Genomic DNA, 14167 nt, shown 5'->3' with positions numbered 1-14167 from the left:
TTGAACGCCATTGCGCACGCTTCGGCCCTATTCTAAGAAGCCCTACAGCCTACAAGGACGAACAGCATGACAAACCCAATTCAAGCCGAAGTACTCAAACGTGTTGCCGAAGTGTTTGATCAGCACGTACCGTTTCATAATTTATTGGGTCTGGATATCAAACGCTACGACATAGATGGCATCGAAGTGGTGATTAATATGAAGCCAGAACTCATTGGCAATATTCACCAACAAATTCTCCACGGTGGCGTCACCGCCACAGTGCTCGATGTGGTCGGAGGGCTCACCGCCTTTGCAGGGCTGGTCGCAAGCCGTGATGATTGGGCGGTTGAAGAGTTACAACAACGGTTGCAGACCTTAGGCACTATCGATATGCGCGTCGATTATCTGCGCCCCGGACGTGGACAGGTTTTCACTGGCACGGGCAGCGTGATCCGTGCCGGCAATCGCGTCTCGGTATGCCGCATGGAGCTTCATAATGAGCAAGGAACCCATATCGCCTTCGGCACTGGCACTTATATGGTTGGCTAGTCCGTTGTCACACATCGTTTTTTTAGAAATTTTTTACCGTATTCAACATCGATAACCTAAAGGGAAACACCTTGATTATTCAGGTGTTTCCCTCTAATTTTTGCTGAGCACTGGTTATTAGAGACATCCTGTAACGAAAAAGGCGACCGCACACACCTTGAGTCAATTCCCATAGCCTCCTACAATCGCCGTCCTGTTGTCCTTCGAAGATGTCTCATGCCTGATACTGAATACCGCAAAGGGATCCTACTTGCCGTCAGTGCTTACTGTATGTGGGGATTTGCGCCCTTATATTTCAAACTACTCCACCATGTTTCGGCGACCGAAATTTTACTGCATCGGGTGATCTGGTCATTTGTGTTTATGGTGATCATCATGCTGTTTATCGGTGGCTTTGGAAAGCTGCGCCAACTGTTTAAACAGCCAAAGCAGCTACTCGTGCTCACCATCACCTCCCTATTAATTGCCGCCAACTGGTTGATTTTTATCTGGGCCGTGAACAACGATCATATGCTCGATGCCAGCTTAGGTTACTTTATTAATCCCCTACTGAATGTGCTGCTCGGCATGCTGTTTTTAGGTGAAAGATTACGTAAGTTGCAATGGTTTGCCGTCGCGCTGGCGAGTGCTGGCGTGCTTATTCAGTTGATTTCATTTGGTTCTATTCCCATTGTCTCTCTCGCCTTAGCGGGCACCTTCGGGGTGTATGCGCTGCTGCGTAAAAAGGTCAATGTGGATGCTAAATCGGGTCTGTTAGTCGAAACCGCCATCCTGCTACCGGTCGCATTGGTTTATCTGGTCGCGACTTTAGATAGCGCCACGGCGAATATGCTCACCAACGATTGGCACCTTAATTTGTTATTGATGGCAGCGGGGATTGTCACCACAATTCCACTATTGTGTTTTGCTGGTGCAGCGGTACGTATTCCATTGTCTATGCTCGGCTTTTTCCAATATATCGGCCCGAGTATTATGTTTATCCTCGCGGTAACCTTATTCAATGAACCCTTCGATGCCGAGAAGAGCATCACCTTTGGCTTTATCTGGAGCGCCCTGTTGGTGTTCACATTCGATATGGCCTATAAACGCAAAACGGCGCGATAACATCGCGCCGCAGCCGACAGTTGCAAAAATAGTGGTTAAGTGAGCATGTACTTAACAGCTATTTTTGTAGCTGGGTGATAAACCTTTCGCCCTCGGGCACAGACAAGAGCAGATTGTAGCCTCGCGTTGTTGGCACTAGCACTAGTTCGGATTTATCCGTCACTGCCACAAATGCCTTACCCTTCCCTTTTAGATTAAACCAGCCGAGTTGAAACCCTGGCATTCCTATACCATTGGTTTTAAAGCTGGGCGCTAAATCCGCCTCCTGCTTCAAATCGATAATGCGCGCCTGCTCGACCAGCAGCTCGGAGCGTGCTAACTGCACTTTATAGAAGGGAATATCGAGTTTTAGCTCGGTGTCGGTTAACGCGATTTCAGCATTATGGGATTGATAAAACACCCAAGAAAAACCGCCAATCATCACTAACAAGATGCCTAAGCTTGCCGATTTCGCCACTTTCGGCATAGGTTTAACCCACAACATCCACAGTACGCCAACTAAACCTAACAACAAGATAATAAAGCTTAAAATGGAGGTTTGAGTCAGAGGCGCGAGGGAGAAAAACTGAGTCACCATGGTGGGCAGTCCTTAAGGTAGAAAAGCTTAATCTGCCAACAAAGACATATTATGTCAACAAAAATGCCAGCGCTAGTCTGGCATCTTATCAAGCGTGAAATGCTTACAGATCGAGGGCGAGAATTTTAGAGCGGCGCTGATAGTTATACAGCTGCTTTTTCTTCTGCGGTAAGGCTTCCACATCTTCAATCACAAAGCCATGCTCTAAGAACCAGTGAATGCTGCGGGTAGTCAAGGCAAACAAACGGGAATAACCACGGCTACGCGCCTGACCTATGATGTTTTTCAGCAGTAAACTACCCCTATCTGCATCGCGATAATCTGGGTGCACTACCAAACAGGCAAACTCCCCGGCGTTATCTTCCTCGAAGGGATACAGGGCAGCGCAGCCAATCACTAAACCATCACGCTCAATCAACATAAACTGCTCGATCTCAATCTCAAGCTGCTCACGACTGCGGCGCACCAAAATGCCCTGTTCTTCCAAGGGACGAATTAAGTTTAGTACGCCACCAATATCGCTAATCGATGCGCGGCGCAGACGCTCAGCGCTTTCTGTTACGATTTGCGTACCTATGCCCTCACGGGAAAACAACTCCTGCAGCAAAGCACCGTCATCGAGATAACTGACCAAATGACAACGGGGCACACCATTGCGGCACGCATCAATACTCGCCTTGAGAAAAGCCATAGTACCCACACAGGCCGAACCTTGCTCAGCAAGCTTAGTCAGAATGTTTTGCGCGTCATTTGGCATTAATTCGGCAATCACATCACCATTGCGATCGAGAATACCGTTTTGCGAACTAAAGCCAATCATCTTATCGGCCTTCAGCTTGATCGCGACTTGAGTGGCAATCTCTTCGGCGGTGAGGTTAAAGCTTTCGCCAGTGACCGATGCGGCAATCGGCCCCATCAAGACGATACAGTGATTATCGAGCTGACGCTTAAGCCCTTGAGTATCGATACGGCGCACTTTGCCGCTTAAACAAAAATCCACGCCATTATCGACCCCTAGAGGCTGGGCGATCACAAAGTTACCGCTGACTAAGTTGATTTGCGCGCCTTGCATCGGCGTATTACTGAGACTCATCGATAAACGTGCGGTGATATCAAACTGCAATGCGCCCGCGACCTGCTTGATCACTTTGAGCGAGTCTTCATCGGTGATACGTACACCTTCGTGGTAGGCGGGTTCAATCCCATTGGCTGCCAATGCCGCATCGATTTGCGGCCTCGCGCCATACACCAACACCACTTTAATGCCTAAACTGTGCAACAGGGCCACGTCATTCAAAATGCCGCGAAATTGATTTTGTGCTAAAGCCTCGCCACCCAACATCACCACAAAGGTTTTCCCTCTATGGGCATTGACGTAAGGAGCAGAATGACGAAATCCATCAACCAGTTCAGTGGTACGCACGCGTTGTTTACACCTCATATTTGAGCTGGCAATGCCAACATGACACACCAGGAGTGAATGACTAAAACACGCGTATAGTATTGCATTTTAATTCACCAATAAAGAATTTATTCTCATTAAAATGCAGTTTTAATACAATAAAGTGCTTATATTTTCAAAAAATTGCATTTTTGATAAATGATCACATTTTTTTAACTCGATGTGATTTAGCTGCACTGGCCAAGTATGGGACAGATTTATCTCAACTTGATGACCAGAAGCCGAAAAAAGACCAAAAAAAAAGCCCCTTAGATAAGGGGCTTTTCTCGAAACACTAAACAAGGATTACTTGATTTTTGCTTCTTTGTAGATAACGTGCTGACGAATAACTGGATCAAATTTTTTGATTTCCATTTTTTCTGGCATGTTACGCTTGTTTTTTTCAGTTGTGTAGAAGTGACCAGTTTTAGCTGTAGAAACTAATTTGATCTTCTCACGATTACCTTTAGCTTTAGCCATGATCTATTACACCTTCTCGCCACGGGCACGAAGTTCAGCAACAACAACTTCAATACCTTTCTTATCGATCAGACGGATACCTTTAGTAGATACACGTAACTGTACGAAACGTTTTTCTTCTTCTAACCAGAAACGGTGGTTTTGCAGGTTAGGTAAAAAACGACGACGGGTCGCGTTTTTTGCGTGCGAACGGTTGTTACCAACCATCGGCTTCTTGCCAGTAACTTGGCATACTCTTGACATGTCAGTCTTCTCCAAAAAACAATTTTAACGCTCGAGCATTAATGTACCTCGTATGGCCGTCGCCCGAGGCACAAAGAGGGCGCATTTTATACACGATCATAGAGGTAAGATCAAGCGTTAGATTAATTAATCCAGCCTCGTTCCGCGAAGGAAACTATCTCTCGATCACCAACAACCATATGGTCCAGTAAGGATACGTCTATGGTTGCTAACGCATTTTTTAATCGCTCAGTTATTCGTCTGTCAGCCTGACTGGGCTCGGCAATACCAGACGGATGATTGTGACACACTATGACGGCAGCAGCCTTTTTCTCCAGCACTAGGCTCACCACTTCACGTGGATACACCGAAGCTGAATCTATTGTTCCGCGGAATAATTCGACGAATTGAATCACTCTATGCTGGCTATCCAGCAGCAAAATTGCGAACACTTCATAGGAGCGGTCAGCTAATTGTCTCATTAAATAATCCCGAGTTAAATCGGGATTTGTCAAAACCTGACCTCTCTGCAGGTTTTCTTGTGCCACACGCCTCGCTAATTCAGCCGCGGCTTGAAGCTGGGCGTATTTTACAGGTCCCACGCCCGGAAGTCGACACACCTGATGCTTTGGTGCGCAAAGTAAGCTTCTTAATCCACCAAATTCATGAATGAGTGAGCGTGCAAGGTCGACCGCATTCAATCCGCTCAGCCCATTTCGCAGTAAAACAGCCAGTAATTCTGCATCCGAGAGATGGGCGGCGCCTTTTACTAATAATTTATCCCGCGGGCCTTCGCCCTCGGGCCAATCCTTAATCGCCATACGACCTCCTTGTCAGCGCGAATTTTCACTTTAGACAAGTATGGACGAGTTTTTTTGAACTGGGACAGTCACGCCAATTAGTCGCTTTGTGGTATGGTTGGCGACATTATTTCAATCTCGGATGATGTCTGTGAGCCTGATAACGAAAAACGTCCTACTGGGTATTGGTGGCGGCATAGCGGCCTACAAAAGTGCGGATTTAGTGCGCCGCTTAAAAGAACGCGGCTTTGATGTGCGAGTGGTGATGAGCCAGAGCGCCATGGAATTTATTACCCCTCTCACTCTGCAAGCCTTATCAGGCCATCCCGTGGCATCAAGTTTACTCGATCCCGCTGCCGAAGCGGCAATGGGTCATATCGAGCTCGCGCGCTGGGCGGATTTAGTGATTATCGCCCCCGCCACCGCGAATTTACTGGCCCGTATCAATGCGGGCATGGCGGATGAGCTGATCACCACCACTTGTCTTGCGACCGAAGCGCCGATAGCCCTGTGTCCCGCGATGAATCAGCAGATGTATCGCAATGCAGCCACCCAAGCCAATTTAGCGAGTTTACAAGGCCGAGGTTATACCCTGTGGGGCCCCGCCAGCGGCAGCCAAGCCTGTGGCGAAGTAGGCCCTGGTCGTATGCTCGAACCGTTAGAAATCGCAGAATTAGCTAGTCGCTTTTTTGCAACAAAAGATGTCTATGCTGAACAGGAAACTCAGCCGCTAGCGGGCCAGTCGGTGCTCATTACCGCAGGACCAACCCGCGAAGCCATCGATCCGGTGCGTTATATCTCTAATCACAGCTCAGGCAAGATGGGATTCGCCTTAGCAAAAGCCGCCGCCGACATGGGCGCCGCTGTGACCTTGGTCTCAGGTCCAGTAAATTTAGCCACCCCAGAGGGGGTGACGCGAATCAATGTCGAATCCGCGCAAAACATGCTCGACGCTGTGATGGATAATGTTGATAAAAAAGATATTTTCATTGGCTGCGCGGCGGTTGCCGACTATCGCGTCAGCGATATTGCGGACTGTAAGATCAAAAAGTCCGCCGAAGAAATGCAACTTGCGCTGGTGAGGAATCCTGATATCTTAGCGACGGTCGCAAGCTTGGCAAACCGTCCTTTTGTGGTGGGATTTGCCGCCGAAACCCATGATGTAGAAACCTACGCCCGCGATAAACTCAAACGCAAAAACTTGAATATGATCGCCGCAAACGATGTATCCGTTGCTGGCCTTGGCTTTAATGCCGATGCCAATGCCCTGCGTGTATTCTGGCCGCAGGGTAGTCAAGATTTGCCTGCTACCGATAAGCTCACGTTGGCTCGGCAATTACTTTCGTTGATAGTGAAAGAAAAAACAAAATAAATGAAAACACCGATTGAATTAAAGATCCTCGATTCCCGTATTGGCTCTGAATTTCCCCTGCCCGCCTATGCCACGCCTGGCAGCGCGGGAATGGATCTTCGCGCCATGATAGATACCACAATGACGATAGCCCCAGGTGAGACTCAGTTAATCCCTACGGGCATCGCCATCCACGTGGCAGACCCAGGCCTTGCCGCCGTGATCCTGCCCCGTTCAGGCCTTGGCCATAAGCACGGTATCGTACTCGGCAATCTGGTTGGGCTTATCGATTCAGATTATCAAGGTCCCTTGATGGTTTCTTGCTGGAACCGCAGCGATACCCCATTCACTTTAGAAATTGGTGATCGTCTCGCACAACTCGTGTTTGTTCCAGTGGTACAAGCACAATTCAAACTCGTTGATGAGTTCGACAGCTCAGATCGTGGTGAAGGTGGATTTGGCCATTCTGGCACTAAATAACCAGCATCGATATTGAGCAAGGATACTGCAATGGCTGTAAGCCCAAAAATTAATCGTCGTGAACACATACTGCAATGCCTAGCGCAAATGCTAGAAACCAGCCCAGGACAACGTATTACCACCGCTAAACTCGCCTCTGAGGTCGGTGTATCGGAAGCGGCACTCTATCGCCACTTTCCGAGTAAGGCGCGGATGTTTGAAGGGTTAATTGAGTTTATTGAAGAGTCACTACTCTCCCGCATCAACATCATCATGGACGATGAAAAAGACACCATGAGACGTTGCCAATTAGTGCTACAACTGCTGTTGATTTTCGCCGAGCGCAACCCTGGGATCTCTCGGGTACTCAATGGCGATGCACTCTTAGGTGAAAACGAGCGTCTACGCAGTCGTATCAGCACCCTATTTGCCAAAATTGAAACCCAACTCAAGCAAATTCTGCGGGAAAAAACCCTACGTGAAGGGAAAGGCTTTAATTTAGATGAGGCTATTTTAGCTAATTTGCTGTTAGCCTTCGCCGAAGGGCGAATTGCCCAATTTGTGCGCAGTGAGTTTAAACTCAAACCGACACAGCACTTCGATGAACAGTGGCGCTTTATTCAGCATCAGCTGTTACAAAGCTAATGATTTTTCAATACAAAGGACGGTAATCACCGTCCTTTCTTTTATCCCCCACGCCTTGTATCGGTATTTCTTTTGTTTTAATCTCAAATAAACATTTTCAAAACAAAAACCACAATAATATTACAAGGATGTCAGATGAAATCTTTGCCATTTGCTGCATTGGCCGTAATTTGCTTGCCTATTATGCCTTTCAGCACATTCGCGGCCGAAACCTCGGCGGCAAATGCCCTGTCACAATCCCAATTATTCAGTCGCGGTAACGAGTACTCTAACGTCAAGATCTCGCCTACCGGCAAATACTTAAGTGCAATCACCAGTGTCGAAGGCAAAAATGTACTTTTAGTACTCGATGCTAAAACCAAAAAAATGCTTAACGCAATTCGCTTCCCGAACAACGCGCAGGTAGGCACCTATGAGTGGGCCAATAGCGAACGCATTGTACTGGCAAAAGAATACCTTAAGGGCTGGACCGATGTGCCCCAATACTACGGCGAATTAATGGCGGTCAACGCCGATGGTTCTCGCAAGGCGTACCTATTCGGCTATAACAGCGGCGAGCAACAAACCGGATCGAATATCAAGAAAAACACCCCAATGCGCGCCACCGCCTTTATTCTCGATCCTCTGCCTGATGACGAGCGTTATATGCTGGTCAATGCGATTCCTTGGAATAATGAATCGAACTTAAACTTTGAATTGCTGCAGGATGTCTACCGCGTAGACCTATTTAACGGCACGCGTAAGCGCATTACAGGTTCTCCCATTGGCCAAGCTCGCTTTATGACAGACCATGAGGGTGAAGTCCGCTTTGTGGCTGGGGAAGATGGCAAAAACATCACTAAAGTCTTTTACCGCAAAGATGGCGAATGGGTAAACACCGACAAACTCAACCTTGGCTTAAGCGATTTCAAGCCTATCTCCTTCGCCGATAATAAAAATAGTATTTACGCCGCAGGCCGAGTGGGTAACGAAACCTTAGGCGTCTATCGCATCAATCTTGAAACGGGCCAGAAGGCTGAGATTATTCAAGATGAAGCGGTCGATCCGAGCAACTTCTGGATCAATGGCACCAATAAGCAGCTGTATGCCGTTGAGTTTGAAAATGGCTATCCCAGTTATGCCTTTGTCGATAACAACGATAACCATGCCAAACTGCTTAAAGATTTACTCGCCGCCCTGCCGGGGCATCAAGTGCAAATCGTCAGCGAAACCCGTAATGGCGAACAATTAGTGGTGATTGCATTTAACGATCGCAATCCCGGTGATTACTATTTGTTTGATACGAAAAAGCTCAAGCTAGAGTATCTAACCGCCGCCCGCAAATGGCTCGACCCCGAAAAAATGGCAGAGGTTAAACCTATTAGTTTCACCAACCGTGATGGCCAGAAAATCCATGGCTACTTAACCTTACCCTTCGGCAAAGAAGCCAAAAATTTACCCTTGGTCGTGAATCCCCATGGTGGTCCCCATGGCATTCGTGACTGGTGGGGTTTTGACCCACAAAACCAACTACTTGCTCAAAATGGTATGGCGGTTTTACAGGTTAACTTCCGTGGCTCAGGTGGTTATGGCGAGCGTTTCGAGCAAGCAGGCTATCAAAAGTGGGGCTCGGATATTCAGCACGATATTATCGATGCAACTCAATATGTGATTGATCAAGGCTTTGCCGATAAGGAGCGGGTGTGTATTGCAGGAGCCAGTTTTGGCGGCTATAGCGCACTACAAAGCGCAGTATTAGCCCCCGATATGTTTAAATGCGCAGTGGGTATGGCAGGGGTCTACGATCTCCCTCTCTGGACAGATGATAGTGACGTTGCGGATTCATCTTCCGGAAGCAGCTATCAAAACAATGTACTAGGCAACAACTTGGAAACACTTAAAGCGATGTCTCCAAGCTATAACGTCAACAAGCTTAAGGCAAACTTGTTACTGGTTCATGGCGGTGACGATGAACGAACCCCGATAACACAACTCGAATCACTCGAAAAAGCCCTCAAAGCCCATAATTATCCCTATCAAAAACTGGTGATGGATAACGAAGGCCACGGTTTTTATGACGATAACCACAGAGCCAAGTATTACGATCAGATGCTGAGCTTCTTAAAAACCAACTTAAAACTTTAGTACTCACTAAAATAACCACTATCTTCATCAAGATAATGATGTTTTAGCGCCTCAAGGAGCCGATAATCGATAAGGACTATCGGCTTTTTCATCTTCAGCGTGAGCGTTTTTTGGTATGAATTATCCGCAATTCGCGCTATTCTCCCCCACCTTGTTCTTACCCAGATAAGAACGAGTCGATTTGTACCTGAGTTCACCCATTGTACAAACTCAGTTTAGGGTGCTAGGTTTTCAGTGATAGCCGCTACTGCAGTAGTGGAGGATAAGATGGCATTAAGTGAAGCAGCAGTAAAAGTACAAGCCGCCCTACAAGAACGCGGACTTGAAACCCCCATGCTCCCCAATGTGTTTACGCCTGAAGAGCGTAAGGACAAGATTGAATTCCATATGAAGGAAATCCTGACGCTAATGTCACTGGATCTTTCCGACGACAGTCTTGCCGATACTCCACGCCGCATCGCCAAAATGTATGTCGACGAAATTTTCTCCGGCTTAGACTATGAGAACTTCCCGAAGATCACTGTCATTGATAACAAAATGGGCTTCGATGAGATGGTGCGCGTGCAGGATATCAGCCTGACCAGTACCTGTGAGCATCACTTAGTCACTATCGATGGCACAGCGACGATCGCTTATATTCCTCGTAAGAAAATTATCGGTTTATCAAAGATTAACCGCATAGTGCGTTTCTTCTCCCAGCGTCCACAGGTGCAAGAGCGCTTAACTCAGCAAGTGTTAGTAGCCTTGCAAACCCTGCTCGAAACCAAAGACGTGGCCGTGAAAATGGATGCGGTGCATTACTGCGTCAAATCCCGCGGCGTGATGGACTCCACCAGCTCCACCACAACCACCGCCTTAGGGGGCATTTTTAAATCTAACCCCGCCACCCGTGCCGAGTTTTTAAATCAATCCAAATAAGCTGTTGGATTTAATCAGGGCATAAAAAAAACGCTGTCATTCTTATCGAATCGCAGCGTTTTTGTTTTAGCAGTTTATAACCCGCTTAAGCCTTATTAGGCCTCAATGCCATATTGCTCACGGTACTGGCTTACCGCAGCCAGTTGCGCTTCCATACCCGGTTTTTCTGACAGGTAGCTGATCAGATCCGCAAGCTTGATGATCGCCACAATACCGCAGCCAAAATCACGCTCAACCTCTTGGATGGCCGACAGTTCGCCCTTGCCCTTCTCTTGTCTATCCAGCGCGATTAATACGCCTGCCAGCTGCGCCTGATGAGCCTCGATGATTTCCATCGACTCACGAATTGCCGTGCCCGCGGTGATCACATCATCCACCAGCATTACACGACCTTTAAGCTCGCTACCGACTAAGCTGCCACCTTCACCGTGATCTTTTTTCTCTTTACGGTTAAAGCAGTAAGGAATATCGATATCGTGATGTTCGCAGAGTGCCACTGCGGTAGTCGTCGCAATCGGAATACCTTTGTAAGCAGGGCCAAACAACAGATCGTACTCTATGCCTGAATCCACTAACGCCGCCGCGTAAAAACGTCCTAAACGCGCAAGGTCCCGCCCAGTATTGAATAAACCCGCATTAAAGAAATAAGGACTGATACGGCCCGATTTAAGGGTAAACTCACCGAATCGCAGTACCTGACGCTCTAGGGCAAATTCAATAAACTCACGTTGATAGGCTTTCACAATCTCTCCTTACGACTTTAACGTTCTATTTTTATTGGGTTATAGCAATATTGATTTAATAAAAAGCCCCATAACGGGGCTTCTTATCAACAACAATTAATTTAATGCGGCTTTCTGCACATCGACAATTTCACGAATACTATTCTTCGCCAACCCGAGTAGCTCAATCAATTCTTCATGGCTAAACGGCTCACCTTCGGCCGTACCTTGAATTTCAATAATCTTACCGGTTTCCGTCATGACTACGTTCATATCGGTTTCGGCCGCGCTGTCTTCCACATATTCGAGATCGCTGATCGCTTCGCCGTTGTAGATACCAACGCTGACCGCAGCAATCAAAAACTTCAGCGGGTTAGACTTGATAATGCCCTTACCACGGGCCCAGTTCAGTGCATCCACAAGAGCCACACAGGCACCTGTGATAGACGCAGTGCGAGTACCGCCATCGGCTTGGATCACATCGCAATCGATAACGATAGTGTTTTCGCCAAGGGCTTTCATATCGACGCAAGCACGCAGTGCACGGCCAATCAGACGCTGGATCTCTTGAGTACGGCCAGATTGCTTGCCGCGAGCCGCTTCACGGTCCATACGGCTGTGGGTTGAACGTGGCAACATACCGTATTCCGCCGTCACCCAGCCTTGTCCCTGACCTTTAAGGAAACGTGGCACACCCTCAGTAAAACTGGCGGTACAAAGTACTTTGGTTTCGCCAAACTCCACTAACACAGAACCTTCGGCATGGGCCGTAAACTGGCGAGTGATAGTGATGGGACGTGTTTGTGCTGGCGTTCTGTTACTTGGACGCATGCGAGATTCCTGTATTCTGAGTCATTGACCGATTTTGGCTGCATATTATAGGGATTTGTGCCTGAGGATGCCATGCCTAGGGCCATTCTCTGACAAACTCCCCATCTTTAAATGCTAGCTTAACCCCTAGCAGTATATTGTATGCCTTTAATCCTAAAGCCATTGACTCTATAATCGCCTATCAATATGACGATTCAACCATTAGGACAATCCCATGATCCAAAGCATGACAGCCTACGCTCGCATCGAGCACAAAGCACAATGGGGCACCGCCTCTTGGGAAATTCGCTCAGTCAACCAGCGTTACCTCGAAACTTACCTACGTCTGCCAGAACAGTTCCGCAGCTTCGAACCCGTACTGCGCGACCGTCTGCGTAAACGTTTAAGCCGCGGTAAAGTCGAGGTCAATTTACGCTATGAGTTAGCCGACAACAGCAATAACGAACTCAAATTAAACCAAGGGTTAGCCAAGCAGTTGCTCGACGCCGCCAGCTGGTTAAAACAAGAAGCCGGCCAAGGCGAAGTGAGCCTGACTGACATTTTGCGCTGGCCAGGCGTGCTCTCAAGCTCAGAGCAAGATATGGATGCCATTGGCGCCGAGTTATTAACGGCTTTCGATTTAGCAATAGACCAGTTTATCGAAGCCCGTGGCCGCGAAGGTGCAGCGATTAAAGAAATGTTGTTAAGCCGTTTAGAAGGCGTCGAAGAACAAATCGCTATCGTGCGCGAGCACATGCCTAAAGTGATGGAATATCAGCGCGATAAACTCACCAATCGCCTCGCGGAAATCAAAGGTGAACTCGACCCTGCCCGCATCGAGCAGGAGATGATCCTGTTAGCGCAAAAACAAGATGTGGCCGAAGAGATGGATAGACTCGAAGCCCATGTCACCGAAGCGCGCCGCATCCTCAAAAAAGGCGGCAGCGAAGGCCGTCGCTTAGATTTTATGATGCAGGAATTTAACCGCGAATCTAACACCCTCGCCTCAAAATCTATCAGCACCGAAATCACCGCCGCCGCTGTCGAGCTCAAAGTGCTCATCGAACAAATGCGCGAGCAGATCCAGAACGTCGAATAGTGATATTTGTGTTATCTAAAACCACAAGCCCTTTTTAAGGGCTTTTGGTTTTTTGGAGGCTAGCCGAGTAATGAGATTAGCTTCTGCTGTAGCTCATGGTGGGAGGCGACTTGAAAGTGCGGGCGAATACCTGCGGGGACTGCGTGCCCATGGACGTTATACCAACAGGTGTGGAATCCCGCATTGATACCGCCTTGAATGTCTGAATGTGGGTTATCGCCCACCATCAACACTTGTTCGCGCGCAGGCTGGCCCATCAACTCAAGGGCGTATTCAAAGATACCGACATCAGGTTTTGCGATGCCGACTTTTTCTGAAATCACCAAAATATCAAAATGATGCTGCAAACCTGTACGCTCTAAACGCACTGTCTGCAACTCGGTAAAGCCATTGGTGATAATCCCCATTTTGGCTTTGCCCTGCAGCGCGGCCAGCAATTCACGGGCGCCGGGCAAGGGCGCACAAATCTCAGCCATAGCCGTTAAAAATGCACTGTTTAGGGTTTGAGGGGTCACAGCAAGCTTTGCCGCCCAAGGCTCGAAGCGTATGGTTTGCAGTTCGGCGGCGGTGATCTTGCCATCCTGATACTCAACCCACAGCGGCTTATTTACACTTTGATATTCATCGAAATCGGCCCGAGTAAAATCGATGCCAAAGCCTGAAAACATCAGCTTCAACCCTTCAAAAGCATCGAAATAAAAGAGGGTTTCATCGGCATCGAAAAGCACCCAAGAGTAAGGCACGGCCGAAGAATTAGTCTGGCTTGAGAACGACATAACACTCCTAATAACAAACAAAAATCAAATGCTAAACATGAAAAAACGATGCGACAACCCCAAAAATGATCAACACAACAACCAATCCCTACTTGGCTCGGTTTTCAC

16 protein-coding genes are annotated in these 14167 nt (G+C 47.9%); 8 read left to right on the top strand and 8 right to left on the bottom strand.

What is annotated here, in order from left to right; translation table 11 throughout:
• The first annotated feature begins 66 nt into the window (after positions 1 to 66).
• Positions 67 to 531, top strand: coding sequence for a thioesterase family protein (locus M0415_RS17605; protein ID WP_249556358.1), 465 nt, complete (start codon positions 67 to 69; stop codon positions 529 to 531).
• Positions 532 to 747: 216 nt separating this feature from the next.
• Positions 748 to 1635, top strand: a complete 888-nt coding sequence (rarD, locus tag M0415_RS17600; protein WP_011718514.1) for an EamA family transporter RarD — start codon at positions 748 to 750, stop codon at positions 1633 to 1635.
• A gap of 58 nt (positions 1636 to 1693) precedes the next feature.
• Here the strand turns inward: rarD and M0415_RS17595 are convergent, their stop codons facing one another.
• The 5 genes from M0415_RS17595 to radC all read right to left on the bottom strand — a co-directional run bounded on the left by M0415_RS17595 (position 1694) and on the right by radC (position 5176).
• Positions 1694 to 2212 carry a PH domain-containing protein gene (locus tag M0415_RS17595; RefSeq protein ID WP_249556359.1) on the bottom strand — a complete coding sequence of 173 codons (519 nt, stop codon included), beginning with the start codon at positions 2210 to 2212 and terminating at the stop codon, positions 1694 to 1696.
• A gap of 103 nt (positions 2213 to 2315) precedes the next feature.
• Positions 2316 to 3635: an amino-acid N-acetyltransferase gene (gene argA, locus M0415_RS17590; RefSeq protein WP_041412827.1), complete on the bottom strand. Its 1320-nt coding sequence runs from the start codon at positions 3633 to 3635 to the stop codon at positions 2316 to 2318.
• Between the two features lie 324 nt (positions 3636 to 3959).
• Entirely contained in the window at positions 3960 to 4133 is a 174-nt protein-coding gene (gene rpmG / locus M0415_RS17585; protein WP_006079871.1) for a 50S ribosomal protein L33, read from the bottom strand.
• Between the two features lie 6 nt (positions 4134 to 4139).
• Positions 4140 to 4376 (bottom strand): 50S ribosomal protein L28, encoded by a 237-nt coding sequence (gene rpmB / locus M0415_RS17580; RefSeq protein WP_006079870.1) that lies wholly within the window; start codon positions 4374 to 4376, stop codon positions 4140 to 4142.
• Positions 4377 to 4498: 122 nt separating this feature from the next.
• Complete coding sequence (radC, locus tag M0415_RS17575; RefSeq protein WP_011624904.1) at positions 4499 to 5176, bottom strand: RadC family protein; 678 nt, start codon at positions 5174 to 5176, stop codon at positions 4499 to 4501.
• A gap of 121 nt (positions 5177 to 5297) precedes the next feature.
• Here radC and coaBC point away from each other — a divergent pair, with 121 nt between their 5' ends.
• The 5 genes from coaBC (at position 5298) to folE (ending at position 10652) form a co-directional block, all read left to right on the top strand.
• Positions 5298 to 6527, top strand: a complete 1230-nt coding sequence (gene coaBC / locus M0415_RS17570; RefSeq protein WP_088212311.1) for a bifunctional phosphopantothenoylcysteine decarboxylase/phosphopantothenate--cysteine ligase CoaBC — start codon at positions 5298 to 5300, stop codon at positions 6525 to 6527.
• Entirely contained in the window at positions 6528 to 6986 is a 459-nt protein-coding gene (gene dut, locus M0415_RS17565; RefSeq protein WP_011624324.1) for a dUTP diphosphatase, read from the top strand.
• 30 nt (positions 6987 to 7016) lie between these two features.
• Positions 7017 to 7610 (top strand): nucleoid occlusion factor SlmA, encoded by a 594-nt coding sequence (slmA, locus tag M0415_RS17560; protein ID WP_011624325.1) that lies wholly within the window; start codon positions 7017 to 7019, stop codon positions 7608 to 7610.
• Positions 7611 to 7745: 135 nt separating this feature from the next.
• Complete coding sequence (locus M0415_RS17555) at positions 7746 to 9734, top strand: alpha/beta hydrolase family protein (protein WP_249556360.1); 1989 nt, start codon at positions 7746 to 7748, stop codon at positions 9732 to 9734.
• A gap of 267 nt (positions 9735 to 10001) precedes the next feature.
• On the top strand, positions 10002 to 10652 hold the full coding sequence (gene folE, locus M0415_RS17550) for a GTP cyclohydrolase I FolE (protein ID WP_011624327.1): 651 nt from the start codon (positions 10002 to 10004) through the stop codon (positions 10650 to 10652).
• Positions 10653 to 10747: 95 nt separating this feature from the next.
• Here folE and pyrE read toward each other — a convergent pair whose 3' ends face one another.
• A complete protein-coding gene (gene pyrE / locus M0415_RS17545; RefSeq protein ID WP_011624328.1) occupies positions 10748 to 11395 on the bottom strand; it encodes an orotate phosphoribosyltransferase in 648 nt (215 codons plus the stop codon).
• 96 nt (positions 11396 to 11491) lie between these two features.
• The gene (gene rph, locus M0415_RS17540; RefSeq protein WP_011624329.1) at positions 11492 to 12205 is read right to left on the bottom strand and encodes a ribonuclease PH; all 714 of its coding nucleotides are present in this window, start codon (positions 12203 to 12205) and stop codon (positions 11492 to 11494) included.
• Between the two features lie 214 nt (positions 12206 to 12419).
• On the opposite strand from rph, the gene M0415_RS17535 reads away from it, so the two are divergent.
• Positions 12420 to 13283 carry a YicC/YloC family endoribonuclease gene (locus M0415_RS17535; protein ID WP_011718520.1) on the top strand — a complete coding sequence of 288 codons (864 nt, stop codon included), beginning with the start codon at positions 12420 to 12422 and terminating at the stop codon, positions 13281 to 13283.
• Between the two features lie 59 nt (positions 13284 to 13342).
• On the opposite strand, the gene yjjG is transcribed toward M0415_RS17535, so the two are convergent.
• Positions 13343 to 14059, bottom strand: a complete 717-nt coding sequence (gene yjjG / locus M0415_RS17530) for a pyrimidine 5'-nucleotidase (RefSeq protein WP_249556361.1) — start codon at positions 14057 to 14059, stop codon at positions 13343 to 13345.
• Positions 14060 to 14167: the final 108 nt, after the last annotated feature.

The sequence above is a fragment of the Shewanella sp. 10B genome (assembly GCF_023475885.1).
Classification (GTDB): domain Bacteria; phylum Pseudomonadota; class Gammaproteobacteria; order Enterobacterales; family Shewanellaceae; genus Shewanella; species Shewanella mangrovisoli.
Note: the sequence above shows the minus strand (reverse complement) of the source record. Positions and strands in the feature narration are given on the sequence as shown.